The 26,880-nt window shown below is 58.7% G+C and carries 27 protein-coding genes, 1 tRNA gene and 1 other RNA gene; 12 read left to right on the top strand and 17 right to left on the bottom strand.

The annotated features are described in order from the left end of the window. Positions 1-19: 19 nt before the first annotated feature. The gene (locus tag ACVWVQ_RS10145) at positions 20-1,132 is read right to left on the bottom strand and encodes an LptF/LptG family permease (protein WP_457508286.1); all 1,113 of its coding nucleotides are present in this window, start codon (positions 1,130-1,132) and stop codon (positions 20-22) included. Between the two features lie 108 nt (positions 1,133-1,240). Further along, entirely contained in the window at positions 1,241-2,464 is a 1,224-nt protein-coding gene (locus tag ACVWVQ_RS10140) for a pentapeptide repeat-containing protein (RefSeq protein ID WP_457508284.1), read from the bottom strand. Positions 2,465-2,629: 165 nt separating this feature from the next. Between ACVWVQ_RS10140 and ACVWVQ_RS10135 the strand changes: the two genes are divergently transcribed. After that, complete coding sequence (locus ACVWVQ_RS10135) at positions 2,630-4,459, top strand: DUF1565 domain-containing protein (protein WP_457508282.1); 1,830 nt, start codon at positions 2,630-2,632, stop codon at positions 4,457-4,459. A gap of 166 nt (positions 4,460-4,625) precedes the next feature. On the opposite strand, the gene ACVWVQ_RS10130 is transcribed toward ACVWVQ_RS10135, so the two are convergent. Both ACVWVQ_RS10130 and rbsK read right to left on the bottom strand, forming a co-directional pair. Then, positions 4,626-5,369: a response regulator gene (locus ACVWVQ_RS10130; RefSeq protein ID WP_457508280.1), complete on the bottom strand. Its 744-nt coding sequence runs from the start codon at positions 5,367-5,369 to the stop codon at positions 4,626-4,628. Positions 5,370-5,622: 253 nt separating this feature from the next. After that, entirely contained in the window at positions 5,623-6,540 is a 918-nt protein-coding gene (rbsK, locus tag ACVWVQ_RS10125; RefSeq protein ID WP_457508278.1) for a ribokinase, read from the bottom strand. Positions 6,541-6,929: 389 nt separating this feature from the next. Here rbsK and ACVWVQ_RS10120 point away from each other — a divergent pair, with 389 nt between their 5' ends. After that, positions 6,930-7,256 (top strand): YbjQ family protein, encoded by a 327-nt coding sequence (locus ACVWVQ_RS10120; protein ID WP_457440305.1) that lies wholly within the window; start codon positions 6,930-6,932, stop codon positions 7,254-7,256. A 53-nt stretch (positions 7,257-7,309) separates the two neighbouring features. Here the strand turns inward: ACVWVQ_RS10120 and ACVWVQ_RS10115 are convergent, their stop codons facing one another. Together ACVWVQ_RS10115 and ACVWVQ_RS10110 are read right to left on the bottom strand one after the other, a co-directional pair. Continuing rightward, on the bottom strand, positions 7,310-8,059 hold the full coding sequence (locus tag ACVWVQ_RS10115; RefSeq protein WP_011432973.1) for a YebC/PmpR family DNA-binding transcriptional regulator: 750 nt from the start codon (positions 8,057-8,059) through the stop codon (positions 7,310-7,312). Positions 8,060-8,230: 171 nt separating this feature from the next. After that, complete coding sequence (locus ACVWVQ_RS10110) at positions 8,231-8,983, bottom strand: hypothetical protein (protein WP_457508276.1); 753 nt, start codon at positions 8,981-8,983, stop codon at positions 8,231-8,233. Between the two features lie 400 nt (positions 8,984-9,383). Here ACVWVQ_RS10110 and ACVWVQ_RS10105 point away from each other — a divergent pair, with 400 nt between their 5' ends. After that, the gene (locus tag ACVWVQ_RS10105) at positions 9,384-10,265 is read left to right on the top strand and encodes an alpha/beta fold hydrolase (protein WP_457508274.1); all 882 of its coding nucleotides are present in this window, start codon (positions 9,384-9,386) and stop codon (positions 10,263-10,265) included. Here the strand turns inward: ACVWVQ_RS10105 and ACVWVQ_RS10100 are convergent. From ACVWVQ_RS10100 to ureG, 5 genes are all read right to left on the bottom strand, one after another. Beyond that, complete coding sequence (locus ACVWVQ_RS10100; RefSeq protein ID WP_457508272.1) at positions 10,193-10,804, bottom strand: Ycf51 family protein; 612 nt, start codon at positions 10,802-10,804, stop codon at positions 10,193-10,195. The genes ACVWVQ_RS10105 and ACVWVQ_RS10100 overlap by 73 nt on opposite strands. 497 nt (positions 10,805-11,301) lie before the next feature. Continuing rightward, positions 11,302-11,381, bottom strand: a tRNA-Leu gene (locus ACVWVQ_RS10095). Between the two features lie 58 nt (positions 11,382-11,439). Next, the gene (locus ACVWVQ_RS10090) at positions 11,440-12,954 is read right to left on the bottom strand and encodes a hypothetical protein (protein ID WP_457508270.1); all 1,515 of its coding nucleotides are present in this window, start codon (positions 12,952-12,954) and stop codon (positions 11,440-11,442) included. Positions 12,955-13,005: 51 nt separating this feature from the next. Beyond that, the gene (locus tag ACVWVQ_RS10085; protein WP_457508268.1) at positions 13,006-13,809 is read right to left on the bottom strand and encodes an urease accessory protein UreD; all 804 of its coding nucleotides are present in this window, start codon (positions 13,807-13,809) and stop codon (positions 13,006-13,008) included. Then, entirely contained in the window at positions 13,806-14,468 is a 663-nt protein-coding gene (ureG, locus tag ACVWVQ_RS10080; protein WP_011432513.1) for an urease accessory protein UreG, read from the bottom strand. The genes ACVWVQ_RS10085 and ureG overlap by 4 nt, the downstream gene beginning before the upstream one ends. A gap of 59 nt (positions 14,469-14,527) precedes the next feature. Here ureG and ACVWVQ_RS10075 point away from each other — a divergent pair, with 59 nt between their 5' ends. Together ACVWVQ_RS10075 and ACVWVQ_RS10070 are read left to right on the top strand one after the other, a co-directional pair. Then, the gene (locus ACVWVQ_RS10075) at positions 14,528-14,782 is read left to right on the top strand and encodes a hypothetical protein (protein ID WP_041436298.1); all 255 of its coding nucleotides are present in this window, start codon (positions 14,528-14,530) and stop codon (positions 14,780-14,782) included. A gap of 143 nt (positions 14,783-14,925) precedes the next feature. Then, positions 14,926-15,483 carry a carboxymuconolactone decarboxylase family protein gene (locus tag ACVWVQ_RS10070; RefSeq protein ID WP_414352218.1) on the top strand — a complete coding sequence of 186 codons (558 nt, stop codon included), beginning with the start codon at positions 14,926-14,928 and terminating at the stop codon, positions 15,481-15,483. A 69-nt stretch (positions 15,484-15,552) separates the two neighbouring features. Here ACVWVQ_RS10070 and ACVWVQ_RS10065 read toward each other — a convergent pair whose 3' ends face one another. Continuing rightward, entirely contained in the window at positions 15,553-15,876 is a 324-nt protein-coding gene (locus ACVWVQ_RS10065; RefSeq protein WP_414356075.1) for a DUF3288 family protein, read from the bottom strand. 170 nt (positions 15,877-16,046) lie between these two features. Here ACVWVQ_RS10065 and ACVWVQ_RS10060 point away from each other — a divergent pair, with 170 nt between their 5' ends. The 4 genes from ACVWVQ_RS10060 to ndhI are packed head-to-tail and all read left to right on the top strand — an operon-like array spanning position 16,047 to position 19,323. After that, positions 16,047-17,231 (top strand): NAD(P)H-quinone oxidoreductase subunit H, encoded by a 1,185-nt coding sequence (locus ACVWVQ_RS10060; protein WP_414331873.1) that lies wholly within the window; start codon positions 16,047-16,049, stop codon positions 17,229-17,231. Positions 17,232-17,270: 39 nt separating this feature from the next. After that, positions 17,271-17,474 carry a hypothetical protein gene (locus ACVWVQ_RS10055; RefSeq protein WP_414331866.1) on the top strand — a complete coding sequence of 68 codons (204 nt, stop codon included), beginning with the start codon at positions 17,271-17,273 and terminating at the stop codon, positions 17,472-17,474. Positions 17,475-17,530: 56 nt separating this feature from the next. Further along, complete coding sequence (gene nuoH, locus ACVWVQ_RS10050; RefSeq protein WP_414331864.1) at positions 17,531-18,652, top strand: NADH-quinone oxidoreductase subunit NuoH; 1,122 nt, start codon at positions 17,531-17,533, stop codon at positions 18,650-18,652. A gap of 38 nt (positions 18,653-18,690) precedes the next feature. Beyond that, entirely contained in the window at positions 18,691-19,323 is a 633-nt protein-coding gene (gene ndhI / locus ACVWVQ_RS10045) for an NAD(P)H-quinone oxidoreductase subunit I (RefSeq protein ID WP_414409206.1), read from the top strand. 333 nt (positions 19,324-19,656) lie between these two features. On the opposite strand, the gene ACVWVQ_RS10040 is transcribed toward ndhI, so the two are convergent. From ACVWVQ_RS10040 to ACVWVQ_RS10030, 3 genes are all read right to left on the bottom strand, one after another. After that, the gene (locus tag ACVWVQ_RS10040) at positions 19,657-21,171 is read right to left on the bottom strand and encodes a right-handed parallel beta-helix repeat-containing protein (protein ID WP_457508265.1); all 1,515 of its coding nucleotides are present in this window, start codon (positions 21,169-21,171) and stop codon (positions 19,657-19,659) included. Between the two features lie 242 nt (positions 21,172-21,413). After that, positions 21,414-22,553, bottom strand: a complete 1,140-nt coding sequence (locus ACVWVQ_RS10035; RefSeq protein ID WP_457508309.1) for a BMP family lipoprotein — start codon at positions 22,551-22,553, stop codon at positions 21,414-21,416. 12 nt (positions 22,554-22,565) lie between these two features. Further along, positions 22,566-23,513, bottom strand: coding sequence for a nucleoside hydrolase (locus ACVWVQ_RS10030; protein ID WP_414357935.1), 948 nt, complete (start codon positions 23,511-23,513; stop codon positions 22,566-22,568). Positions 23,514-23,624: 111 nt separating this feature from the next. Here ACVWVQ_RS10030 and ACVWVQ_RS10025 point away from each other — a divergent pair, with 111 nt between their 5' ends. The 3 genes from ACVWVQ_RS10025 to rnpB all read left to right on the top strand — a co-directional run bounded on the left by ACVWVQ_RS10025 (position 23,625) and on the right by rnpB (position 25,686). Beyond that, on the top strand, positions 23,625-23,978 hold the full coding sequence (locus ACVWVQ_RS10025) for a rhodanese-like domain-containing protein (protein WP_414357937.1): 354 nt from the start codon (positions 23,625-23,627) through the stop codon (positions 23,976-23,978). A 21-nt stretch (positions 23,979-23,999) separates the two neighbouring features. Then, complete coding sequence (locus ACVWVQ_RS10020) at positions 24,000-25,223, top strand: C45 family autoproteolytic acyltransferase/hydolase (protein ID WP_414417555.1); 1,224 nt, start codon at positions 24,000-24,002, stop codon at positions 25,221-25,223. A 32-nt stretch (positions 25,224-25,255) separates the two neighbouring features. Further along, an RNA gene (rnpB, locus tag ACVWVQ_RS10015) (RNase P RNA component class A) lies at positions 25,256-25,686 on the top strand. A 200-nt stretch (positions 25,687-25,886) separates the two neighbouring features. Here rnpB and ACVWVQ_RS10010 read toward each other — a convergent pair. Continuing rightward, positions 25,887-26,591 (bottom strand): TetR/AcrR family transcriptional regulator, encoded by a 705-nt coding sequence (locus tag ACVWVQ_RS10010; RefSeq protein ID WP_414357940.1) that lies wholly within the window; start codon positions 26,589-26,591, stop codon positions 25,887-25,889. A 19-nt stretch (positions 26,592-26,610) separates the two neighbouring features. Beyond that, a partial coding sequence (locus tag ACVWVQ_RS10005) for a zinc ribbon domain-containing protein (RefSeq protein WP_457508262.1) occupies positions 26,611-26,880 on the bottom strand: 270 nt, incomplete at its 5' end.

The raw sequence follows: 26,880 nt of genomic DNA, 5'->3' as shown, positions 1-26,880 counted from the left end.
CGGATTCTAGGGTGGATCCCTAGCGCAAGAAGCGGGCCAAAAGCAGCAGGCCGAGGCCGCCGAAGAGGATGTTGAAGCTCCAGGCCGCTGCCCAGGGGGGAAGGGCGCCGGCTTCTCCCAGGCTGCGAGACACGCTGAGCACCACGTAGTAGGCAAACACCAACAGGATCCCGAAGACGACGCCCCCGTAGCGTCCCACCCGCCGGGCAGTGGTGGATCCCAGGGGTAGCGAAATCAGCACGGCAAAAAAGCTGGCCAAGGGCAGGGAGAAGCGCATGTGGAACTCGGTGCGCAGAGCCTGAGTATTGAGATTGGAGCGGGCCAGGCGGGAAATCCGCTCTGCCAGCTCCGGCAAGCTCAACTCGCTGGGGGGAACCGGCGGCTGCGTCAGGGTAGCCAGATCCTGAGAAACTTGCAACGGCTTGCGATGAAACGTTTGCTCGGCAATGCTGAGGCCGGTGGGGCCGTAAAGGTGGGTTGCCCCTTCGCTCAGGCTCCACTCCAGTCCATTCCACACTGCCTGAGCGGCCAAGGTCACTTCCGCCAACTGGTATTTGCCCCCCGGCAAGGGATTCACCCGCAAAATCGTAACATCTTGCATCGTATTTAACCGGGGATCCACTTGGCGGATGAAGAACCAGAGGTTGTCTTCGGTTTTGAAAAAGACATCGTATTGCACCGGGGTGGTGGCCTGGGCCAGCAAAGCTTGCTGATCGATCTGGCGGATTTGCTGTTTACTGGCCGGCAGCAGCACGTTGCTAATGAAAAAAGCGCTCAAGCTCATGGCCAACCCCACCAGCAGCAGGGGCCGGAAAATCCGGCTAAACGGGATCCCGGCTGCCCGCATAGCGGTGATCTCGCTGTTGCCGCTCAGCTTGCCCAAGGTGAGCATGGTGGCAAAGAAGGCGGCAATGGGCATACCCAGCACCACCATCTCCGGCAGATCCAAAACCAAGAGGCGCAACACCGTCAGGGGGGGGACGGATCCCTCGACCAGCCGCTCGGCCAGGGTAAACAGTCGGCCCACCAGCAGCAGCAGGGTTCCCCCCGCAACACCGGTCAGCACTGGGGTGAGCATCTGCCCAAATAGATAGCGCTCCAGCAGCCAGAACTTGGTGAGCAACCGTGCCATGTTTGAGAATTGAAAGGGATCGCCCTCATCCCCATGGAAGAGACGGGTTGCAATGGCCGAAAAATCGGCAGCAAAAGCCCTGAACCAGGCTCATCAATGCATTCTCGCTCAAGGGCTTGGGGCAGGTGGGGGAAACGACTCTGTTTTGTCGGCAGGATCCGAACGCGGCCTAGGAGAGTTGAGGGGAGGTTCGGACTCGGGATCCAGCTCGGCCCCCCAGGCGGCCAGGTAGGCCCGCTGTTCGGGGGAAAGGCGGCGAGCCTGGCGGAAATCTGCCCCTGCCACGATAGCTCCGGTGTAGGCCCCGGTCTTGAAATCGGGCTTTTGCCCTGGCTGAGCAGGGGAAGCCGTCTGAGGGGATCCCACAAACAGCAAAGCGCGGTAGAGATCGGCCCCGCGCAGGTCGGCATTCCGCAAGTTAGCTCCGCACAGATTGGTGTGGCTGAGATCGCAGCCGCTCAGGTTGGCTCTCTCCAGGCTGGCTTCGCTGAAATCCACCGCTCGCAACAGGGTGCCATGCAGGTCGGCTCCCTCCAGCATCGTGCCCAGGTTGACCACTCGGATGCCGTTCACGCGATCCCGCTGGTAGCCCCCCTTGCCATCCAGGATAGGTCGGCCCAGGTGTTCGTCTCGCCGCAGAGGGCTGAGCAGATTGGCAGTGGAGAGAAAGCGCAGGATCTTGGCTTTGCCGAAGCGATCCACCCCGTTCAACAAAGCAGCCGTGCGCCCGGCAGCAATGGCCCGCTCCAGGGGCCAATCGTCCAACTGCCCATCGGGAGACAAGACCAGGTTGGAAATGCCTTCAAAGTAGGCGTCGATGGTCTGCTGCTGGGTGATGATATTCTGCTGAATGGTGAGATCGCGGGAGATAATGTACTGCCGCCAGGCAATGTAGGCAGCCAGGATGGCAATCAAGATTTGGCCTGTGGCCCCGAACACTTCTCCCAAAGCCCCAATTGCTTCCCAACTCAGGGATCCCAAGGCAGAAAACAGCCCGCTCCCGGCAATCCCTCCCATCACGGCCAAGCTGAGGGCCACTCCCGCCCAGGCCAATTGAGGCCAAGTGGTCAGCCACTGCCAAAGAAGGCGTCCGATCTGAGCCCAAAGTGATCGCCCCCACCAGCCCGCCAGGCCCAGCCAAGCCAGCACCGCCCCCCAGCCCAAGACCGGCTGAGCCATCAGTTTTCCCAAGAGCAGCAAGAAGGCCGGGATCCCCAACAGCAGCAGATGAATCAGGGGTTGCCACGGTGAGACCGGAGACAGCAGGATCCCGGATTCAAGCAGCGACGGCTCTTGGGGCAGATGTTCGGGGACAAGGGTTTTGTAGGTCATGGCGCAAGCAGGGAGGTTACTCTAGGGCTAGTGTTAGACTTGCAAAAAAAGCCTGCGTTAGTCCGTATTTGGAGTTGGCGGATAGGGCAGGATCCCGCCTACTCAGTTTGGTAGGATAACCTCGGCCTTTCTTCTCTAGCCCAGCCTGGTGTGAGGATAACCACCATGATCTCTTCCTTATTGTCCTTACTGCCTATTGGTCTGCAGAAATCCGGCGAACACCAATCTACAGCAGTCCTGCCCGGCCTGCGGGCGCAGCGCCATCGTTCTGCAATGCTGACGCGGCTGGCAACCTCTCTGCTACTCGGCACCACCTTACTGCTAGCAGCCAAATTGGATCCCGGCTGGGCGCAAACTTCCCTGGACACTGGTATTACCGGCGAGCAGACCCTGCCTCAAGCTCCCCCGCTCCCGGACAATCGCCCGGCCATTTTCGTGGATGCAGCCAACGGCAGCGATACCCGTGGGGATGGATCCCGCAATAACCCCTTCAAGACGATTACTTATGCCATTCAGCGGGCTGAGGCTGGCAGCGTCATTCAGCTTTTTCCCGGGGTATATAGCGAGGAGAGCGGCGAAACCTTCCCCATCCGTCTGAAAGCCGGCCTCACCTTGCGTGGGGACGAGTCCACCTTGGGAGAGGGCTATCTCATCACCGGCGGGGGTACCTACATGAGCCCAACCTTGGGGCGACAAAATGTTGCTCTGCTGGCAGAGACCGGCGCAGAAGTGCGAGGAATTACCCTGCGCAACCAGGGGCGGCGCGGCTATGCCCTCTGGGTGGAATCTGCCTCCCCGCGCATTCTCAACAACAGCTTTGTGGGCAGCATCCACGATGGGATCTTCATTGCCGGCGCTTCCAATCCCTGGGTGGAGGGCAACCGCTTCTATAAAAACGGGGCCAACGGCATTTCCGTTTTGGGCACCTCCCAGCCCACCATCGTCAATAACCTGTTCCAAGAAACCGGCTTTGGCCTCACCATCGACCAACGCTCGGCGCCTGTTGTGCGCAACAACCGCATTCTGCAGAACCGTACCGGCGTGGTTGTCGGGGGCAGCTCCAGGCCCATCCTGCGCAACAATCTCATCGCCCAGAACTTGGAGACCGGCCTCACTGCCATCACCAACGCCCAGCCGGATCTGGGCACGGCCACGGATCCCGGCAACAACATCTTTGAGGGCAACGGCCAATACGATATCAACAACGCCACCCGCGGCCTGCGCCTCAATGCCAACGGCAACCAACTGCGGGGCCAGGTCAAAGGGGATCTGGATCTGTCCGGTCAAACCACCGTTGCCGCCCTTCCCGACAGCGCTCCCCGCCCCATTGCCCCTGGCACTTTGGCTCTGCCCAGCGCTCCGGCCCAGCCGGCTACTCCCAGGGATCCCCGGCCAGCGGCTGAGACCCCCTCCACCTTACCGGTTGTGACGGTGCCGCAATCGACGGATCCCAGCCCAGTTGCCTCTCTATCGGGATCGGGGGGGCGCGTTTTGCCCAACGTTCCTGCCCAGCCGGCGGACACTCAACCCCAAGCGCAGGAGTTTGTTGCCGTCCCCTTCACGCCAGATGGCTCTACCGCACCTGCTCAGCCGGTTGGCCCTGCCCCCGCAGCTCCTGTTCCCAGGCCACCCTCGGCTCCCCTCACAGATATCACCACCCTTCTGCCCCCGCCGGCCCGTCGCCCGTCCACGGGGATCCCAACTACTCCCTCTGCTCCCACTACAACTCCAGTTGCCCCCCCTGTGGTTGCTGTGGGTAACGACTCCGTTTCGCCAACGCGAACGGCAACTCAATTTCGCGTGTTGGTGACCCCCAAGAGCAGCGATGACTTGAACCGATTGCGGCAGCTCATCCCCGACGCGGTGGAAACGGTTTTCAACGGCAGAACAGTGTTGCAGGCTGGCCTGTACGACAGTCGCAGCCAGGCCCAGTCGGTCTTGGATCGGCTGTTGGATGCCGGCTTTGAGGCGGTTGCCGAGATGATTTTCCGCTAGCGACCCCCCACACTGCCGGCTTGCTTCTCCATAGCGGTACGAGGGAGCTTTGATCCCAGTTCTTTGGCGGGGTGGCCAGCCATTGAGCCCAAGTCTCCTTGGTCGCTGGCAAGGGAATTGACTACAAGTGCTTGCCAAGAGCGATGACGGCTCGAACACCCCCTCTCTAGTCCAGCGGATCCAGTCGGTAGCGGCTGAGCCAGTGATCCAAATGCACTTCCTCCTCATCCAGCAGTTGGGCGTTGATCAACCCCCGTTTGAAAGCAAGGCGGATGGCTCTGGCCCGCAAGCTGAAGGTGGTTCCCCACTCGTCGCTCTCAATTTGGTCGTTGCTGACTTCTAACTTGTCGTAGAGGTTGCGCAGACGGTTGGTTACCCCTCGGCGGGACAAAAAGCGCCGTGCAGCAATGGCCTGGTCGGTGAGGCCAAGGGCAATGTCGATCAGCACTTCGTACTCGGCATCGCTGAGACCGGTAATTTTGTTTTGTGAACGGGAATCGACTCCGCGCACCTCTCGGTCGATCACGCATTGCTCATCCTGCACCACTGCTTGGATGGCGCTGACCAATTTTTCATCGGTGCAATTTTTCAAAAGGTAGCCATAGACGGTCTGCGGAGGCACGATCTTGTGCAGTTCCCGCACATAGACTTCATCGGCAAAATGCGACCAAAAAATGATGCGCGTGCTGGGGCACTCTGACCAAACCTGCCGCGCTACCTCGATCCCGGTCATCTCAGGCATGCGAATGTCCATCAACACAAAGTTGGGGTAGTGCTGACGGTAAAGTTCCAACGCCTCTCGGCCATTCGAGGCCATGTATACCGGGCCGAACTCAGGCAAATGTTGTGTTAGCAGGCTATGAACATGCTGACGGTAGAGAGCGTCATCTTCAGCAAGGAGGGTACTCACGGGCCTTTATCAGAATTACCGAATACTTTCTTTTCACTACCTAACTCTAAAGACACCCACAAGGGAAGACAAGGCACTATTGAGCAGTACTCAATGGAGCAAGGGATCCCCTCCGCCGGCTATGAGTAGCAGCTCGGAAAAAGGATTTGGCCCCGCTCTGTCCTGTGGAGGTTGCGGTTTCCCCATAGCGCTCACGCAAACGGCCAATGAACTTCTCCACCGCAGACGTCGAAAACTTTTGATAAGCAGCAGTCTATGCTGTTTCTACGGCAGAGGCCAAAAATGCCTCGATCTCAGAGCGCTGGGGCAAGCTAGGTTGGGCTCCCGCACGGGTTACAACCAAGGCAGCGGCGGCATTGGCAAAACGCAGGGCTTCCCTCAGGGATCCCCCGGCAGCCAAACAAGCAGCTAAGGCCCCACAAAACCCATCTCCGGCAGCGGTGGTATCCACCACTTCCACAGGATGAGCTGGCCAATGGCCACTTTCTTCCCCATCTGCCCAGACCAGCCCTGCCCCTCCCAAGGTAAGGATAACGGCTGGGATCCCGTGTTTCTGCAGTTCTTGAGCCACCTTTTGGGCTTGTTCCGGCGTCTCCACAGGGGATTGGGCAAGGGCAGCCGCTTCGGTTTCGTTGAGCACCAAGTAGCGAACCCGGCGCAACAGGGATCCCGGCAATGGCACGATGGGCGCAGGGTTGAGCAAAATCGGGATCCCTTGGGCAGAGGCTTGTTCTGCTGCAGCCTGCACAGTGGGCAGGGGGATTTCCAGCTGCAGCAGGAGCAGGGCCGCCGGGGTAAAGGGAGGCAAATGCTCCGGCAGATAGCGACCATTGGCTCCAGGGCTGACCACGATTCTGTTTTGCCCGCCGGGATCCACTGTGATCAAAGCTAGGCCGCTGGGCCCCTCCAACTGCCTCAGGTGGCGGGTATCCACGCCGTTGTGCTCCAGGTTCTCTTGGAGCAGACGCCCAAACTCATCGGATCCCACCGCTCCCCACATTTCCACCTGGGCTCCCGCCCGCGCCGCTGCCACCGCTTGATTGGCTCCCTTACCGCCAGGGTAGGTGGCGTAGTCGGATCCCAGCACCGTTTCGCCAGGGCCGGGATGATGGGGCACCTGCACCACCAAATCCATGTTCAAGCTACCCACCACTCGGATCGGGCCTGCCATCGGGCTTGTGGGGAAATCCTGTTGGAGAAGCAGAGATCTAGAGATCTTTGGTTTGGATCCCTGGGCAGCTATTGTATCAGCCGCCGGTCTTGGCCAGGGATCCCCTTGAGCGCCCTACCACGCGGCAAGGGCTGATAGCAGTCGTGGTTTTTATTACCATCTATTTCAACTGATCGCGCTAGCGGGCCGGAGGCCTTAGCAGGAAGCAACCGGTCGTTTGTTTCACCTCAACGGTGAGATAAATGACTATGCGTTGTGGAACGGTTATCTGTAGGGATTGGTCGCCCTTCGACATATCGCCACTCTGCTGAAAACACAGGGCAAGAACCCGATTCCAAAGGTTGAGGATCCCGACTATCTTGGTGGGTGTTGACCCAGGAAGCAAGCTGATGTTGCTGACAACTACAGATGTGCTGCAGGGTGTGGAGATCGAGGGCTACCTGGGCATTGTAACAGCCGAGGTGGTTTACGGCAGCAACGCTCTGCGGGACTTTTTTGCCGGCATCCGCGACATCATCGGCGGGCGCACAGGGGCCTACGAGCGGGTTTTCGAGCAAGGCCAAAAAGAAGCCCTGGAAGAGCTGGAGCGGCGGGCCAAACGCTTGGGGGCAAACGGCATCATTGGTGTTGCCATCAACACCGGCACCATCAACATCGACCAAACCGGGGTGCTGCTGCTCATCACCGCCACTGGCACCGCCGTTAAGCTCCGCTGACGGATGCTTCTGTTGAAGGTTTCCCTTTCTCGGAAGATGATGGCAGCCTGTTCTCAGGCCAGGCTTTCCATCACCGCCTCGTCGATCTCGAAATTGGCATAGACATTCTGCACATCGTCTAGGTTGTCGAGACGCTCCATCAGGGCAAGCACTGACTTGGCCGTATCGGGATCCTCCACATGCACCTCAGTGGATGGGATCCAGCGGATGGCCGCATCTTGCACTGGGTAGCCCTCTTTTTTCAGGTAGGTGGCCACCTGCTCCAGCAAAGAGTAGTCGCAGTACACCTCTGCTCCTGTGCCTTCCACCTTGAAGTCGTCTCCTCCCGCTTCCGCCACCGCCAGTAACAGGGCTTCGGGATCCAACACCTCCTCCAGGCTGATCACCCCTTTTTGCCGGAACAGCCAGCTCACGCAGCCGGCTTCTCCCAAGCTGCCGCCGGTTTTGCTGAAGGCTTCTCGCACCTCGGCAGCCGTGCGGTTGCGGTTGTCGGTCATGGCCTCGATCAACACAGCCACCCCACCGGGGCCGTAGCCCTCGTAGCGAACTTCTTCCAGGGGGCTGTCGTCGCTCCAGTTACCGGCTCCCTTGGCAATGGCTCGTTCGATGTTTTCGCTGGGCATCCCCGCTGCCTTGGCTTTCTCCACTGCCGCCCGCAACTGAAAATTCCCATCCGGATCTGGCAAGCCGTTGCGAGCCGCCACGATGATGGCCCGCGAGAGTTTGGTAAAGAGGCTGCCCTTTTTGGCATCTACACGGGCCTTTTGCCGTTTAATGTTGGCCCACTTGCTGTGTCCTGCCATGCCGCCGTACACCAGTCAAGCAATGATTAGAGGGATCCCTCCATTTTTGAAGCCTAGATCACCTCAGCTCAGGACTCAACCCCACGGCAACTGGGAGGGTACCGGCCTGGTCACAAAACAAGGGATCCTGAGGATCCCTCACAACCCAGACTTAGCCACCCCATAACCCCCTCAGGGCTGGATCGGCTGCCGCTGAATTACATCCCCTTGAGGTGGAGGTGGAGCGGCTGGGGTTTCTTGAGGAGTAGGTGTTGCCTCTACGGGAGGAGTTGCTCCAGGAGGCGGGGGCAGAGGGGGCACACCTTCTCCAGGCACAGGCCCAGGTGTAGGCGTGGGGGTTGGGGATGGAGTTAGAAAGGGCGTCACCTGTCCCAACAGCTCGGCATAGAAAATCGCATCTTGCTCTGGCCCAAAGCGCCCCACTTCCCAACGGTGACGGGGCACAAACATTGTTTGCAGCAGCACTTCCCGGCTGACAAAAGCGGGAGTACCCGAGAAGACGTAGCCATCGACAATGACTCGATTCAAATCGGGCCGAGTTTGAAACACCCGATCCACCTCCCGCAGCATCTCCGTATCCAGCCGCCCCAGCAGAGTTTCCAGGGTGTCTTCAGGGCTGATCGGTACTCGCACCGAAAAGCGATAGCCTTCGCAACGATAGTCCCCACAGATCTTGACCAGCTCGTTACGCACCCGGATTTGCGCCCCAGGATCGAGATTGCGCCCCGGCACAAGGACTTCTTCCTGAGGTTGCTGTTCGACCGGCTGGGCCCATAGCTGGAGTTGACTTGCCCATCCTGCCCAAACCAGGGATCCGAAAAACAAGCCAAATCCCAAGCCTTTCAGGGGAAGGCTCCAACCCAGACTGCCCTGCTCAGAGCGAGGTGAAACGGGGGGCTCACAATCCTGGATCGGGCTGTTCATAAAGCGTTGACCGATTCTTCAGCGATGGCTACCGCCAAATCTACCCGACATCGGCCAGAGAGGCACTAGGCAGGGAGAAAAATAGGGTATTGGCCTCGGATCAGTTTCAAAACAGGGGCAGAAGAGAAGCTTTGACCAAGAAAACTGGGTTGCAAGCCCCGCCCTAAGGCCTACGGCCCGCTGACGCGACCAGGGCGGCTTTGTGCTATGGTGTTGAACGAACTCCGCCAACTTGAATAGGGCGCAGTGTCAACAGGGAAAGTATCTGGGAGTTCATCCCAGTAGGTGGCGTCATAGCATCCCCCACCACTTGCAAGGGTGGTGTAGCTCAGAAAGTTAGGAGTCATCCTGCAACCTGGGAAAGAATCCTTGCCATTTAGGGCAGGGAGAATGTCAAGCGATGGGCCTGCAGCTCCACTATCGTACTTGGGGAGAAGGGATCCCCTCCCTCCCAATCTTGATGCTCCACGGCCATCCGGGCAATGCCGACTGCATGGCGGTATTTGCAGAGGCAGTGGCGGGAATGCACCCCTGTGTGGCGCCAGATCTGCGCGGCTATGGACGTTCGCAGGTGGTGGATCCCTTCGAGATGGAGGAGCACCTGGAGGATTTGGAATTACTGCTCAATCGCCTGGGCTGGCAGGCGTGTCTGGTGCTGGGCTGGTCTTTGGGCGGGATCCTGGCCCTGGAGTTGGCTTTGCGGCTGCCGCAGCGGGTAAAGGGTTTGGTCTTGGTGGCCAGTGCCGCCTGCCCCCGCAGCAACCATCCCCCCACCGATTTTTGGGATCAGGTCAACACCGGCGTTGCCTCGCTGCTCAACTGGCTTTGGCCCGGCTGGGAATGGAACATCGAGACCTTTGGCCGTCGCTCCCTTTACCGCTACCTGATGCAGCAACAGACCCCAACGGCCTATCGGTATTTGGCGCACATGGCCTTGCCCGCCTATCTGCACACCTCCCCCCAGGCTCGCCAAGCTCTACGCGCTGCTCTGCAACGGGGCTACAACCGCGAGGGAGAGCTGCACCGAATTCGCATCCCGGTACTGCTTATGGCCGGCGAGCGGGATCGCCACATCACCGCCAACAGCAGCCTGGCCACAGCCCGCGCCCTGCCCCACTGCACCTGCATTGTCTATCCCAACGTGGCTCATCTCTTTCCCTGGGAGATCCCCGACCGGGTGGGACAGGATCTGCGCCGCTGGCTCAGCGCTCAAGACTGGGCAAGTGGGATCCCGGTGGTTGGCTCTTCCGCTCCCTCTGCAGACAAGGCGGCAGAAGCCTGACCCTGGGCCAACTTCCGCAGCCGGGCAAAGGCCTCTTCCTCCAGATGGATCTGCTGCTGCTGTTGTTCTTCTGGGGTGCGCAGGCGCTTTCCCAACGGCTGTTGCAGCGTGCCCAAGAGCAACGGCTCGGAAACTCCCGGCTCGGGATGGATGACGGTGCGGGCCCGCAAGGTGAACACCGGCGAACCGGTGGAGAAGCGGCCCGGGGATCCCAAATCGCTGGCCGCCTGCTTCAGGGTGAGGATCAGTTGCTCTGGGGTGATATCCGGGCTGACAGCAATAACCGCTCGATCCGCCCCTTGGTCATAGACGGTGGTGTAGGGGGCAGCACCGGGAATGCGGGAGCGAAAGATCGGCCCCAAGCTGAGGGCAAAACATCCCGCTGTTAAAACCAGCGCAAACGCCGTGTAGCCCACCAGCGCAAACTTCAAGGGCCAATTGCGGATCCAGGCCAGCAGGGTGAGCATAGCCAGCAAGCCTGCTAGACCTAGCCCAATTTGGGTGGCAGAGGCAAAGAAAGATTCCAAAGTTCCATCCATAATTCCCCAGTTTAGCTAGACTGCCGGGAAGCCCTGCCCTCTATGCATCAGCATGAGTGCGGGAGTATGTCACCCCCTAGAGCTTCATCTCTAAGTGCAGGGTAAGCGCGATTCTAACTGCCCTATCTAGGGATCCCGTCCTGCTGCCGCGAACGGTGTTGGGCAGAGTAGCCCTCAGAACATCGCCGGGCCAACATAGCTTGGTCTATCTCGTGGTACCACTTGTTTCAGATCTTCACGCCCTCCTTATCTAGCCGGTAGGCTCGTAGTGACAGGTTACCCAAAAGACCTCCATCCCGCTGCCGCGAAAGGCTGCCTTTGTCTCAAGTCAAGACGAAGCTTATTCAGGATCTGGACGCAAGATGCCCTACAACCTACTCCAGAAGGGCTTGGCCGTTTCTATCACTGGGTCTTTGGTGAGAAGAGGCGAGAGGGATCAACCTACCAAACCCAGAAAGCAGCGAGCCTTACAGCTCGTCACAGCAGACTAAAAATTATGGGCAAGGTCGGATTCGAACCGACACGGTTTCCCGCCGCATTTTGAGTGCGGTGCGTCTACCAGTTTCGCCACTCGCCCGACCTGGAAACATTATCCTACTGAACTGGCGAAACCTCGTCAACCAATCCTCCCAACCCTAGTTGCGGCGGTCTTTCTCCAGTTGCTGGGCCTTTTGCCGAAGCTGGCGGGTTTGCTCCATCACCTCCTCCAGATCCTCGTGGGATAGCCGCTCGACGTAGTTGATCTTGATCTCTTCCAGCAAGTCTTGCAGGAGAGAGCGAATTTCCTCCAAAGCGTGCTCCTGGGTGAGTTCTCGTGCCAAGACTTCACCAAACCGCTGCATCAGTTGCGCTGCCAGCTTGGAGCCAACGGGATCCTCGAAACTGCCCGTTAGGGTTTTGTAGGTGGTGGTAGTCAGCTCGTTGGCCAGGCGCTCCGTCAGTTGGCTGGGCAGGGATCCCAGGCCGGGAAGCTGTTCTAGAGTTTGCATGGCAGGCAACTGCTTGAGCAGGCCATCCAGGTTGTAGCGGAGCAGTTGTTGCAGCTCCGGTTGCACCTGGGGCAAAACGCGGTAGAGGACAATGCGAAAAACCAGGTTGGCAATCGCCTCCAGCTCGTTGGTGTTGTTGATGTCGATGTAGTCCCGCGGGGTACGTGCTGCCGGCAGTAGGGGCAGGGATCCCCGCTGAATGGATACCTGGATTTGGTTAATCACCCGCACAACAATGACTTCCGTCAGGTCTTCGGCGAAGTTGGTGACAAAGCCTTGGCTCACCTGAGCGCGTACCCGCTCCAGATCCAGCAACTGCGCTTGTCCCAGCCGGATGGTGACGGGGATCACCCGCAGCCAGCGCCAAAAGGGCAGCAGCAACAGCACATCGTACCAACGCCAGAGCATGGCATCCAGCCAATTGACGCCGGTGTAGCGGCGGCTGATGGCCACCGTGCGCAGCAAAAATTCCAGCCCAAACAGAAGCACGAAGGGAAAATCCAGCACCGGGAAAAAGTCAACAGGGTTACCGCTCTCACCAATGGGGCGGAAATAGTTGGTCTCGAAGAGAGGGCGCAGCCGGGTCTGGAAAAATTCAATTCCATCTGCGGGATCGGCGCCGGCCAAGTACTCAGCAGTCCAAAAGCGGGCAAAGGCGGCTCTGGCAGAGTCGGCTTCTGGGATGTGCTCCCGCATCAAATTGAGGATACGCACAAACTGGCCGGTTTTGTTGGCGCCCTGAAAGGGGTTGGTCTCGATCATCTCGTCGCTGAGCTCCCGCAAGCGGGCCAGGATTGGTGCAGCCGCTTCCGACTCCACGCCAAACCGCAGGGTAACCTGGCGCAGCTCATCCACCAGGGCCAAGTAGCGCTGGGTTTCGGGGTTGGGCTCAATGCCCTTGATGGGGTCGTATAGGTCGGTCACCGGAGAACGGCTGGTTTCTTCGGAAAGAATCGGCAGCGGAATAGGTGGGCCAAAGGCGCCAAAAATTTGCACCCGACCCTGGAGCCAAAAGTCTCGCCCAGGCACGTAGCTCATGTCGAAGAGCACCAAGCACAGATTGCTCAGGGCCAGCAGGGCCATCCCCTTCTCGTAGAGGAGCAGCCAGCGGCTTCGCCCCCTGAGGACAGAGCGTCTGAGAATCCGTTGAGCAGCGTTCAAAGGACTCCGTCCCGGCCTTGGGTCAACCAGTTGGTTTGAGTCAGCCTTAGTCTACCACCCCTGGGGTGAGCCACCCTTGGCTTGAGCAAGCTGTAGTGCAACCTGGCCAAAATGCCGCCAAATGGCCTCTGCCTGTGGCCCCACCTGGCGCAGAATCCAACCCTTACAGATGGGATCCGGAGACTTGACCAGCCAGTGTAGGGGCTCTGTCCCGCTGACGCAAACGGTCGGCCAAGGGGGCTCCGGCCAATCCCCCAGCAAATACAAGGATCCCCAACAGAGGTGGAATCCCAGCACCGACGCGGCGGAGACTTGTCGATGGGGAAAGTGCAGATCCATGTGTTCCTGGAGCCAGAGTTTTCTCCCCTCTGGGGAGGATGGGATCCCAGCAGTGACCCAAACTTGCAAGCAGTTGGCAAGATGTTGAAACTGCCAGCGTTCGTCCATGGCCAGCCGTCCGGCAGTCCAGATCTCGGCATAGGCCAGGCGGGCTGTGGGATCCAGCTCAATTTGCACCTGCTGGCGAAAGTCTGCCCCTGCCCCCGGAATGGTCGGGTGAGGGATCCAGATCAACTGGCTGGTGGGGGCCAGCTTGACCTTGACCTGTTGCCGAATCAAGCCGGGATGCAGCCGCGTTGCCCCTTGGGTGCGAATTTCCAGCGCCGAGCCTGGCCCCAGCCCGATCTCGATCCGGTGGCGATCCCCACCCAGCAGGCCGCCGTTGGGGTTGCGCAGGTAGTACACAGGTGGCTCCCCAGGGGATCCCAGCCATTGCAGGGGAGCCTGAGAATACTCCCAAATACGGGTATGTTCGCCTCGGCGGGTTGCCTTCAAGATGGCCTTACCGAAGTTCACAGGCGGCTCACCGAGGGGGGGTCGGCCTTGATGGGCCGAAACAGCACCTCCCGCTCCAGCCAACTGAGAACCTGCTCCAGCCCCTCACCCGTGCGCAGGTTGGTAAAGACAAAGGGCCTATCTCCCCGCATGCGACGGGCATCCCGTTCCATCACCCCCAAGTCTGCTCCCACATAGGGAGCCAGATCGATCTTGTTGATCACCAGCAGGTCGGAGCGGGTGATCCCCGGCCCGCCTTTGCGCGGGATCTTGTCCCCTTCGGCCACGTCGATGACGTAAATGCAGGCGTCCACCAGCTCCGGGCTGAAGGTAGCTGCCAAGTTGTCCCCCCCCGATTCCACCAAGATGAGATCCAGGGGGCAAAAGCGGCGCTCCAGCTCCTGAATGGCGTCTAGGTTGAGGGAGGCATCTTCCCGAATGGCCGTGTGGGGGCAGCCCCCAGTCTCTACACCGATGATCCGCTCTGCCTCCAGGGCCTTGGCCCGCACCAAAAACTCGGCATCCTCGCGGGTATAGATATCGTTGGTCACCACCGCCAAAGACAGGTGATCCCGCAGCGCCAAGCAGAGCTTTTCCACCAAAGCGGTTTTTCCGGATCCCACCGGGCCGCCAATGCCAACCCGTACCGGCTGGGAAGTTTGCGCAACTTTGCCCGACATCGGATACCTGCTCCTCTTTTTGGGCATTCTAGAACCAGATGCTTGCAAGGGATCCGAGTATGGTTCGGCTTTTGGTGGCAACTGCTGTGGTGCTGGTGGGATTTTTGCTGGTTAACCGCCTCTATCGCAACCCGCTGAGTTCGGAGCCGAGACCAGAGCAAGCCAGCCCAGAAGCTGCCCAGCAAGGGATCCCTCAAGGTGGGCCGCTGCAGATTTACCAATCTCGGGAACAGATCCAGCAAACCCTCAACCAAGGGGCTACCGCCACCCAGCAGCAGGTGGAAGCCGTTGAGCAATCCTTGGGCAATCCTTGACCCTTGACAAGTAAGAAGGGAGGCAGGTGCCTGGTTTCAGGCGGAGAAGGGATCCCTCCCCCAGACCGTGAAGCGCCCCTCAGGCTTGGGCGGATCCCCCAGACGCGCTAAAGTCGAGAATGCTGCAATTTTATAGACCGTCCATGCGGATCCCTCCTGTTACCCCAGAGAAAGCCGATAAGCAACTGCAAAAGGTTTACGAAAGCCTGGAGAAAACCTACGGCACCGCCCTCAACCCCCTGCAGGTGATGGCCCACAAGCCCCAACTGATGCGAGCCGTGATGAACCTCTACGGGGCGCTGCACACCCAAAACCCCAACTTGCCTGAAGAGCTGAAGGAGCTGGTCAGCATCCGCATTGCCCAAATCAACGGCTGCCGCCACTACTGCCTTCCCTACCACACCCTGCAGGCGCAAAAGTACGGCGCCTCCCCTGCCAAAATTGCGGCGGTGGCCCAGGCCCGCACCAGCACCCTCTACACCGAGGCGGAAAAGCTGGCCATCGAGTACGCTGAGCGGATGACCGTGCCCAGCATGGTGGTGACCGACAGCTTCTTTGCCCAGCTAAAAGCCATTTGGTCAGATGAAGATCTGGTGGAGCTATCGGCTTGGATTGGCTTCATGAACTTCTGGACCAAGGTGATTGCCGCCCTAGATGTGCCTTTGGATCCCGTCTTTGCCGAGCAGCTTCACGTCTCTTAGGTAGCGGCGGGCTCTCCTCTCCCAGAGGGAGAGGGGATGGGGGTGAGGGATCCCGACCCAAACCCTCCACTAGGCCCAGTCGTCTCGCGTGCTAAAGCTGCGGTCGTACACCTGGCCGCGGGCATGGATCTGGCGGGTCTGGGCGAACAGCTCTTCTTCGCTCATGCCCCACTGTTCCAAGATCTGATCCAAATCCCGCTGCAGATCCCAGGCGCCGGGGAAGCCGTGGTAACGGATGCGCAAACGGGCAACTTCCGCCAGCACCCACTCGGAGAGGGGCCTCTCCTGGGCCTGCACCATCAGCTCATCGAGCACAGCCCGGTCGGTGGCATACTGCGGATGTTGCTGCTCTCTCCGGGATGGGCCATTCGCGGGTGAACGGGATACAGCCATCGGCCTCCCTCCTTTTTCTCTCACTCTAGTTGAGTTCCCCTGGAGATTTTCAATATCGAGGATTGGGATCCTTGATGGCATGGGATCCCGAGAAGGCAGAAGAAAACGGCTATACTGCAAATGTTGCAGACTATAAACATTCTTCAGTTGCGGAGGCGGCGGCTATGCCCATGCCCATGATCGAGACCCGTACCGACCGGATGTTGCTCAACTTTGGGCCGCACCATCCCTCCATGCATGGGGTTTTGCGCCTGCTGGTCACCCTAGACGGTGAAAACATCGTCGATTGCGAACCGGTGATTGGCTACTTGCACCGCGGCATGGAAAAAATCGCCGAAAACCGCACGGTGGTGCAATACCTGCCCTACGTCTCCCGTTGGGACTACGGGGCCGGCATGTTCAACGAGGCCATCACCGTCAATGCCGTTGAGAAACTGGCCGGGATCAGCGTGCCCAGACGGGCCAGCTACCTGCGGGTGATCATGTTGGAGCTAACTCGTATTACCAACCACCTGCTCTGGTTTGGCCCCTTCTTAGCAGATTTGGGCGCCCAAACCCCCTTCCTCTACGCCATGCGGGAGCGGGAGTGGATCCTAGACTTGTTTGAAGCCGTCACCGGCATGCGCTTGATCAACAACAACTATTTCCGGGTGGGCGGCGTGGCGGTGGACTTGCCCTACGGCTGGACGGAAAAATGCCTAGACTTTTGCGAGTATTTCTTGCCCAAAGTGGATGAATACGAGCGGCTGGTGACCGACAACCCGATTTTCCGCCGGCGGCTGGAAGGGGTGGGCACCATCTCCAAGCAGGATGCCATCAATTGGGGGCTGTCCGGCCCCATGCTGCGGGCCTGTGGCGTCAACTGGGATCTGCGCAAAGTGGATCACTACGAATGCTACGACGACTTCGACTGGGAGGTGGCCGTTTACCCCGAAGGGGATTGCCTGGCCCGCTATCGGGTGCGCATGAAAGAGATGCGCGAGTCCTGCAAGATCGTGCAGCAAGCCGTCAAGGCTTTGCCAGGAGGCCCCTTTGAAAACCTGGAAGCCAAGCGGATGCTGGAGGGGCCGAAGTCGGAGTGGAACAAAGGGGACTACCAGTTCATCAGCAAAAAGCCTTCCGCCAATTTCAAGATCCCCAAAGGGGAAGCCTACGTGCGGGTGGAGAGCGCCAAAGGAGAGCTGGGCATTTACATCGTGGGAGACGACAACGTTTGCCCCTGGCGCTGGAAGATCCGTCCCCCCGGCTTTGTCAATTTGCAAGTGTTGCCTCAGCTCATTCGCGGCATGAAGGTAGCCGACATGATCGCCATCCTCGGCAGCATTGACATCATCATGGGCGAGGTGGATCGCTAGGAATCGCTAAGATACTTACGGAAAGCGAGGACAAAGGCGATGGCCTGGGCGATCTTGGTTCTGCCGCTGTTGATTGTGTCTGTCATTGCTGCGATTATTGGCCCCAAGCAATGGGCTAAGTACCAAGAGGAAAGGCGCCGCCGCGCGGAAGAGCTATCTGATGCTCGCCTTCAGGCCATCATCCAGCAGGAGCTACGCCGCCGCAACCGTCCCCCCCAATCGGATCCCAACGGGAAAACTTAGCTACAGGGATCCCAAACCCTACCCAACCCGCCATCTCTAGGGAGCTACTCACCCCCATGACAAACGCTGGTATCGACCTACAACTTGGCTTCGAGACTGCCCTACAGAACCTAGGCTTGGGAGCAGGTGCAGCCCATGCCCTCTGGATGCCCCTGCCGATGTTGCTGCTGATCATCGCCGCCACCTTGGGGGTGATGGTCATGACCTGGCTGGAGCGAAAAATCTCGGCAGCAGCCCAACAGCGGATTGGCCCCAACATGGCCGGCCCTCAGGGGGTGCTGATCCCCATTGCCGATGGCATCAAGCTGCTGACCAAAGAAGATGTTCTGCCCATCTTGGCCGACCCAGTCTTGTTTACGCTGGGGCCGATATTGGTTTTCCTGCCCGTCTTTTTGTGCTACCTGGTGGTTCCCTTTGGCCAGAACCTATTGATCTCCAACATTGCCATTGGCGTGTTCTTCCTGATCGCCACCTCCAGCGTGCAACCCATCGGTTTGTTGATGTCGGGCTACGGTTCCAATAACAAGTACTCCTTGCTGGGTGGGCTACGCGCGGCAGCTCAATCGATCAGCTACGAACTGCCGCTGGCCCTGTCAGTGTTGGCCGTGGTGCTGATGAGCAACGGTCTGGACACGGTGGGGATCGTGGAGCAGCAGAGCGGCCTGGGCATTCTGAGCTGGAACGTCTGGCGGCAGCCCATTGGCTTTGTCATTTTCCTGATCTCGGCTCTGGCGGAAACGGAGCGGATCCCGTTCGATCTGCCGGAAGCAGAAGAAGAGCTGGTAGCCGGTTACCAAACGGAGTACTCCGGCATGAAGTTTGCCCTCTTTTATCTGGGATCCTACGCCAACTTGCTGCTGGCTTCTCTGATTGCGGCAGTGCTGTACTTGGGGGGTTGGTCGTTTGTGGTGCCGGTGGAAACGATTGCTGCACTTGCCGGGATCCCCTTGGATAACCCTTTCTTGCAGATCGGCGCGGCGGCCTTAGGCATTGTCATGACGATGGTCAAAGCTTTTATCTTCATCTTCTTGGCCATCCTGCTGCGCTGGACCTTGCCGCGGGTGCGCATTGACCAACTGCTGGACTTGGGGTGGAAGTTTTTGCTGCCTGTATCCTTTGTTAACTTGCTGCTGACGGCAGCCCTAAAGCTCGCCTTCCCCACCTTTTTTGGGGGTTGAATGAGAAGTAAAGAGGCAAGAGAGGGAGAACATAGGTCATGACGTTTCTCAAGCGTGTCAAAGAATATGTGGGCGATGCCTTCCGAGCTGCCAAATACATCGGCCAAGGGATGGGGGTTGTCTTCGACCACATGGGTCGGCGCCCGGTAACCGTGCAATACCCCTTCGAAAAGCTGATCCCCTCTGAGCGCTTTCGGGGACGCATCCACTTCGAGTTCGACAAGTGCATTGCCTGCGAGATCTGTGTTCGAGTTTGCCCAATTGACCTGCCGGTGGTGGATTGGGCCTACAACCCAGAGCTGAAGAAAAAGGAGCTTTACAGCTACAGCATTGATTTCGGGGTGTGCATTTTCTGCGCCAATTGTGTGGAGTTTTGCCCCACCAACTGCCTCTCGGTAACTGAGGATTATGAGCTGGCCGCTTACGACCGCCACGACCTCAACTACCATCAGGTGGCGATGGGCCGTCTGCCCTCTAAGGTAACTGAGGACCCAATGGTGACCCCACTGCGGGAGTTTGCCTATCTGCCTAAAGGGGTTATTGACCCGCACGACCTGCCCCCTGGATCCCAGCGGGCTGGCAAACGACCGGAGGAGATTCTGGCGGAAATGAGAGCGGCCAAAGCTGCTAAGGAAGCCGAAGCGAAAGCAGCCAAGGCTGCTGCGGAATAGCGTGACATACTCCCGCACTCATGCTGACGCAAAGCGCTCCGCGCCGCTGTCCGCCACCCCTAGCCCCTTTCCCAGGGGATGTGACTGTTTGAACTTGTGGGACTGCCTTCCAGCATCGCCCGCTGCCGCAAGGTGATGGCCAGAAAAAGCGTCGAGGCCGCGAAGTTGGAGCTGTCCTTAGTGGGAATGAGATGCCTGGGGCGCAGAAATAAGGTCTTCTGAACCCTGCGATCTGCAATCAAAGATCTGAGTATGAGTATAGGTGTGGTGTCCTAGTCTGAACCAAAATGGCCATACGTGGGCAGGGCAGATGGCTGCCAGCCTTGGCTAACTTCAGGGGAAGGAAAACGTAAACCTACCCGCCAAGCCAGGGGATGTGGCCGAGCCGCTAAAAGTCTGCGCGACGTTTCCGCTCTTGCGAACCGTTACGGTAAAGGGAATGGGAGCAGTTGATTGGGAGCAGCGCCGGAACAATCTCACCTCGATGAAGTATGGCCCTGAGGGCGGGGTGGAAGCCCAAAAGACATTCTCCACAGCATTTTGGGTTACGGCAACACAGTCGGCATTGGCATCCACATCCAGCCGTCCTCCAGAAGGGACAATTCGGTTGTTAAAAAACACGGTCTGCTGCGTGGGATCCGTAACATACAGGTCAAGGTCATCGATGGTGTTCCAACTCAAGGTAACTTGAATGGGGCCGGTGCCCAATACTGGAGGTGTGGGGGTGGGAGAGGGTGTCGGTGCAGGAGTTGGTGGTGGCCTCAGGGTAGGAGTTGGCGTGGGCGCAGGTTCCCCAGTGACCCTCTGAGCAAAGTTTCCTTGGAAAGTATTGCCAGCCAGGTAGGCTGCGACTACCGCATCTGGGGTGCCGGGGGCTGCTTGAATTGCTATCCCTATGCCCTCGCCTCGAGCCAGAAATGTATTTCCAGAAAGGGTACGGGCTTGTGTTCCTTGCAAAATGCGAATGCCGACGCTCCCGGCTATCCCACCCACGCCGATCCTGTTGGATTGAATGGATGGAATTGAGCCTGCCCCATCCAGCTGAATCCCGGTAGTGCCACTCGTACCTGCTTGCCGCGCCTGCAGTACCAAGCCGGCTCCAGCCGTGGGTGGATCCCCTTCGATTTGGTTGTTGCGGAAGGTCCCGCCGGAGTTGTCACCATAGCGAACGGCCAAAGCCCCCAAAGCCTGGAGGAGGATCGTGTTGTTTTCAATGGTGGGATTGCTGCCCGGCACAGTGCCTATGCCCACCCCACCCGTTTTACTGACAATCGGCGAGACACGGCTGACCCGGCCATTCCCAGAGATCTGCACACAGGGATCCAAAAATTGCTGGCACAAAATCTCGGCCAATTGGTTCAAGGCTCCCTCTAGAACCGCAGCATTGCCGTTGACCAAGATGTTGGAGCGAGGGTCGTTGAGGGTGACCTTGCGCGGCTGAAAAGTGCCGTTGTTCACCTGCACCCGTCCACCCCCCAGCACCACATCTACCCCCTGCAGGCTGGTTTGGCCGGCTACAATCACGTCAAAGAGCCCGGTCAGGATCTCATAGGCGGTGGAGCTGGTGATGCGAATGCGACCGCCGTTGGTGCCATCGCCGCCATCCAGGGCCAGGTTGCTTTGCAAAGTTTCCCTGCCCGTCCCCAAAATCTCGATCAGCACCTCCAGGCCGGCTGTGGCAGTCTGAAGTCGCTGCGCCTCTGCAACTGCGTCTGCCAGTTTGGTAAAGGGGCCACTGGCCGGATCCACTCTCAGGATGATGGGCCCGCCACCTGGCGGAGGAAGAGGTGGAGAACTGCCGCCGCCACCCCCACAGCCGAGGGCAACCCCCGCCAACAGAGGCAGCAAGGCTGAACAGATCCCCCAACCAGATTTGGATACTTGGCCAAGCATAGGTGGAAAGCCCTTTCAAGCGCTTAGCGGTCAAGGTTGTCAGAGCAACAAACAACTGCCACGGGGTCAAGGTACAGATGGCCAAGCTGGGATCCAATGCCCTCAGCAAAAGCATCCTCTAACGAATCCCCTCCTCAGTCAAGGCTTCGCAAGGGATCCGCAATCAATCATCAATCGGCAACAAAAATCTCAAAAATCTAGCGCTCTTCAGGAACTTGGAGGGTTCCGGCGATAATGTTCTGCTTCACCGCTTCCACGGCGGCCACCAAATCTGCCGGGAGCAAGGCTTGGTTGTACTCATCCAGAGCATAGCCGACACCCTCATTCTCCAGGCCAAAGGTTTGAATGCCGCCGACAAAGTTGCCTTCCACCACGCTGCGAATCACTTCATAGGTGGCCACATCCACCCTCTTCAGCATCGAGGTGAGACCGTGGTTGAGGGTGGCAGGGTTGTTATCGGTATCCCCCAGGTAGTTTTGGTTAGCATCCACACCGATAAAGAACAGCGGACGGGTATCCCCACTGCAGAGGCTGGCATAATCTGCGGGCTTGGGCACTTCCGCAAAGGGATCCCGAATGAAACTCACCCCGGCGGGCAGATCGGAGGCTCTGAGGCATCTCTCTTGCTTGACAAAGTCGATCAACCCCAGGCCGGATCCCCCGGCAGCGGCATAGATGATGTCGGCCCCTTGGGCTTTTTGGGCAGCAGCGATCTCTTTGGCTCGGGCCGGATCGTTCCAGGCGGCGGGCGTAGTCCCGACATAGTTGGCAATGACGCGACAGGTGATGCCGTCTTCGGCGCAGGCATATTCCACCCCGGCTCGATAGCCCGCCTCAAACTTGTGGATCAGGGGGATGTCCATGCCCCCCAAGAAGCCGACTACACCGGTTTGGGTTTGCTTGCCGGCAATGTAGCCCACCAAAAAGGATCCCTCATGTTCTCGGAAGAGGAGGCTGGCCACGTTGTCTTTTTCGGGGGAAACTGCGTCCACCAAGCCGAACTTCACCTCTTTGAACTCAGCGGCACTGGCGGTAACAGCCGGTTCCAGGGCAAAGCCCACCCCAATCACTACATCAAACCCCTCTTCGGCAAACTTGCGTACCCCCGGCCCCAGTTGGGAGGGATCCGTCGGCTCAAAGTCGAACACCTGCACTCCAAAGTCCTGCTTGGCGCGTTCCGCCCCTTCTGCCGCCGATTGGTTGAAGCTGCGATCGTTTTTGCCCCCTTCTCCAAAGGCAATACCCACCCGTATTTGAGGCTGAGCGGCACTGCTGAGAACGAACAGCCCCGTCAATATCCCCGTTAATACCCAAGAGATCCCCAAGGTTTTGCGCATCATGATGGTTTCCTATCGCCCCAGTAGCTTGATTAGCATCTCTCGAAAAGCCATTTTGTCCGCTCTGAGCACAACCTCAGCATTGGCAGGCCGACCCAGAATGCCTAGGCGATCCACCAAGCTATAGCCGCGAGTTAGCTCTCCGCAACATTCCACGTCCACATAGTGACGGGAACTTTGGCCAATCAGTTCCGGCTGCAAAGCCATGGCCATGGTTAAAGAATCGGGATGGGTGATGCCGTCAAGACCTCCCCCTTCAGGATGGGAGCGGTTGAACTCCCAGGCCACCCGGTTCACCGCTAAGTAAAAGCGGCTGAGGGGAGTATCCAGGGAGAGGATCGGTTCTAGCTCTTCTCGTGTCAAAAAGCCATCGCTGACCGCCAGATCCCAAGGGGACAGCACCACCTCAAATCCAGCCTGCAACACCTTTTTGGCCGCTTCCGGATCCACGTAAAAGTTGAACTCGGCAGCCGGTGTGATGTTGCCGAGAGCATGGTTGGTGCCACCCATGATCCAGAGTTTTTTCACTTTGTGAGGTAGGTTGGGATCCTGAGCCAAGGCAAGAGCCAGGTTCGTCAGGGGGGCTTGGGCGATAATCTGCAGCTCTCCGGCCCAGCGGTTGGCCAGCTCCACAATGGCTGTCGGGGCGAAAAGCGATTCCGGGCGCTGCCTGGCCTTGGGGAAAAAAGAATTGCCCATGCCGTCTTCTCCATGGACGTAGGCCGCTGTAACCAGCTTGCCCACCAGGGGTTTGCTGGCCCCGGGATAGACCGGGATCCCAGCTTTTCCCGCCACCTCCAGGGTATAGAGAGCATTTTCAACGCATTGTTCCAGGTGCAAATTGCCAGCACAGACGGTGATCGCTTCCACACTGCTGTTGGGCCAGAGCAACCCAAAGAGCAACGAGGTGACATCATCTCCCGCCGTATCCGTGTCGATCAAAAAGCGCTGCACAGCCATACACAGGCTAAGCCCAAATCAAGGTGTCATCTTAACCCTTGCAGGCAGTCTCAGGGCAGCCATTGAGCCGGTGTATCTTGAGAGGGGATCCGTGTAGGCTTGAGTCGATTGATGTCCTCTTCCATCCGTTCCATTACGCCGCAACAGATGGCCCAACACCTACGGGATCCCGAGGCTGGGCCTCTGCAATTGATCGATGTGCGGGAACCGGCAGAGCTGGAGCTGGTGAATTTGAATGCTTTAGGCTTTCGCAACTACCCCTTGAGCCGGTACGAGGAATGGAGGGAACGGATCCTCACAGAGCTGGATCCGAATCAGCCAACTTTTGTGCTCTGCCATCATGGCATCCGCTCTGCTCAGATGAGCCGGTGGCTACAGGCCAACGGGTTCACCCAGGTTTATAACATCAGCGGCGGCATTCACGCTTGGGCTTGTGAGGTGGATCCCTCCCTGCCCACCTATTGAGGTCACGGGCAAACCAGCACCATGTTCCCCATTCTTCATCTGCAGGGGGATCCCCAACAACGAGGCCAACAGTATGGATCCCAGGCGGCCCAACTCATTCGCCACAGCATTGCTAGTTACGCCCGCCAATTTGCCTACCGCTGTGGTCTCACCTGGCAGCAGGCCCAGACCCAAGCAGAGGGATCCCTGCCCTGGCTAGAGCGCCACGTGCCCCACCTGCTGGAAGAAATCCAAGGCATTGCCGCGGGGAGTGGCTTCCGTTTCGCCGAGATTCTGGCCCTCAATTTGCGCACCGAAATTTTATCCAGATCGGTTCCCAGGGGATCCCATCCCGACTGCGCCGCTGCTCTGGAACACAATCTCCAAAACGGGGTGCCCCAGCACCCACCGGATCCTGCTCATGAATTCAAGGGGATTGATCTCATCGATCCAGCCCAAGCCAACCCGGATGGGGGAGAATGTACTACCCTAGCGGCCTTGCCCCAGGCTACCTCCACCCACCACACCTACTTGGCCCAAACCTGGGATTGGCTTGGGGAGCAGCGCAGGGCCTGTGTGCTGTTGCGCGTTCACTCCGATACCCACCCTGCCTACCTCACCCTGACCGAAGCTGGGATCCTGGCCAAAATTGGCCTCAATCAAGCAGGGTTGGCCGTAGCCCTCAACCTCTTGCGCTCTACCCTAGATGGGCAAACCGAGGGAATGCCGGTGCATTTGCTATTGCGCTTGTTGTTGGAGTGTGAGGAGTGGCAGCAAGCTGTGGAGAGGGTGAGATCCTACCCCTACACCGCCTCCTCTTGTGTCAGCGTTGCCGGTATTACAGGACAGGCGACAGGCCTACAGCCCGCTAAGGCGACCAGCTTTGAAATCAGTCCACGAGGAATTGGCCTGCATCTCCCTCAAGGAGGGATCCTCGCCCACACCAATCATTTCCTGGATCCGGCCTTGCGAGAAGATGAGCTGCCCCCCCATATAGGATCCTCCACAAGGCTAGAACGGGCCTATCATTTGCTTCGCCAGAGTGCTCAAACGGGAACCCTAGACGCGGTCGCTCTTCAAAAAATCCTACAAGACCGGACGAATGCCCCCCACTGCATCTGCCGCCATCCGGATCCCCATCTGCCCGTCTGGGATCGCACCGAAAGCGTGGCGGCTGTGGTGATGGATTTGAACCGGCAAATCTTACACCTGGCCCCCAACATTCCCGATCAAGTGGAGTTTGTACCGATTTCCGGGATTTTCTAGGTTTGGGAGATGCAGTAGGATCGAGCTGAAGAGAGAGGAGGGGCAGGCGATCGCGTCCTTGCTGTCGCCACCAGACAGCGGGATGAGGAAAGTCCGGGCTTTCAGAAGAACACACCGCTGGGGAAACTCCCAGTGCGGGTAACCGCGAGGATAGTGCCACAGAAACATACCGCCGATGGCTGGGATCCCAGCACAGGTAAGGGTGCAAAGGTGGGGTAAGAGCCCACCAGCAACGTCGTGAGGCGTTGGCTCGGTAAACCCCGGTGGAAAGCAAGGCCGCAGCCGCAGGATCATGGCTGTTCTTCGCCCCTGTTGGCTGCATCGAGATCACGGTACCCAAAGCGGGGAAGGGTGCTCTCGATGGTGGTGAGCCGCTAGAGGGTGATGGCAACATCACTCCCAGATGGATGATCGCCAGTGCAACTCTGCACTACAGAACCCGGCTTACAACCTCCTCTCTTTTCTACTTGCACATCTACCTGTTTGCACATCTATTTGCACACAGAGAGAGTTTGTTCCGAGCTCACGGGAGTTCTGCAGGTTGCCGGGATCCCTGTGGTCTGGGGCTATTTATTGGCCGTAGTCAGTGTGTCGTTGGGAGAAGCTGTATCGCATGCCCACCTAGGGCACTTGGAGAGCCTTGTCCAATTGTGGGTGGCTGCGCTACGGCGTAGGTTCTGTCATTCTGGTCACGCCTGCCATCCACAGCTCCACGCAGGCTTGCAGGAGGGAGGGTATCCTGTCGGGTTCAGCGCTTTCTTCTGATTGTTTATCTGCCGGTTTCTCCTCATTCTGCTCCTCGACAGAGGGCTCCGCCCCGTCGGCGTGAACGGTGGGCAACTCGGCGGTTACTGCCAGCATGGCTGCTCCCAAAATCATCACATGCAAAACCCCAACGGCTGCATTAAGGCGATCCGGCTCGACAGATTGCAACTCAGAGTTGGGAAATCGCCGCAAATACTCTGTCAGTTGTTCTTGGGCCTGAGAAAAACCCAGCCGCAAGGCGCGACGATGCTCCTCAGAATAAAGACCGGCCTCTCCCACCAGGGAGCGCACCAGCTCAGGATTGTCGGCCAAAGCCCGAAAACAGGTGTGGACGTAGCGCAGGAGAATGGCTTGTAACCCAGAGCCTTGAGAGGGGGCGGGATCCGCCTTCAGGGGCAGATCGGCTATGCCGGAAAAGACCCCCAGCTCCCCAAATACGGCCAGGAGTAACCCTTGCTTGGTGCCGAAGTGCCGAAACAGGGTGACCTCATTCACTCCGGCCAAATCCGCAATTTGACGGGTGGTGGTCTGGGTGATGCCCTGACGAACGAACAGCTCCCGAGCCGCATTCAGCAGCCTTTGCCGAGAAGAAGGACGTGCCATAGTGAGGAGAAAACGTAAACTACCCGACCCTGACTGCTTCGCAGTACAGGGCGGGCTTTCGGTAGCCCTGCAGTTGGCAAGCCAACCACGAACCTCTAGGCTGGTTTACGGCAGCCCCCAAAAGCGCAATCACATTCGCACCATTCAAATCCGCATCCCCTTCCCATCCACAGTGTCCACACTTAAACTTCTTTCCACTGCGATAGGATTGCGCAGGGTCGGGATGAATGTGCAAACACCGGTGGCAGGTCTGCGACGTGTAGGCAGGCGGCACAAGAATCAGAGCAAC

This window comes from Thermostichus sp. MS-CIW-36 (assembly GCF_054059035.1).
The sequence above is the reverse complement of the archived record's forward strand: the minus strand, read 5'-3'. Positions and strand labels throughout refer to the sequence as shown.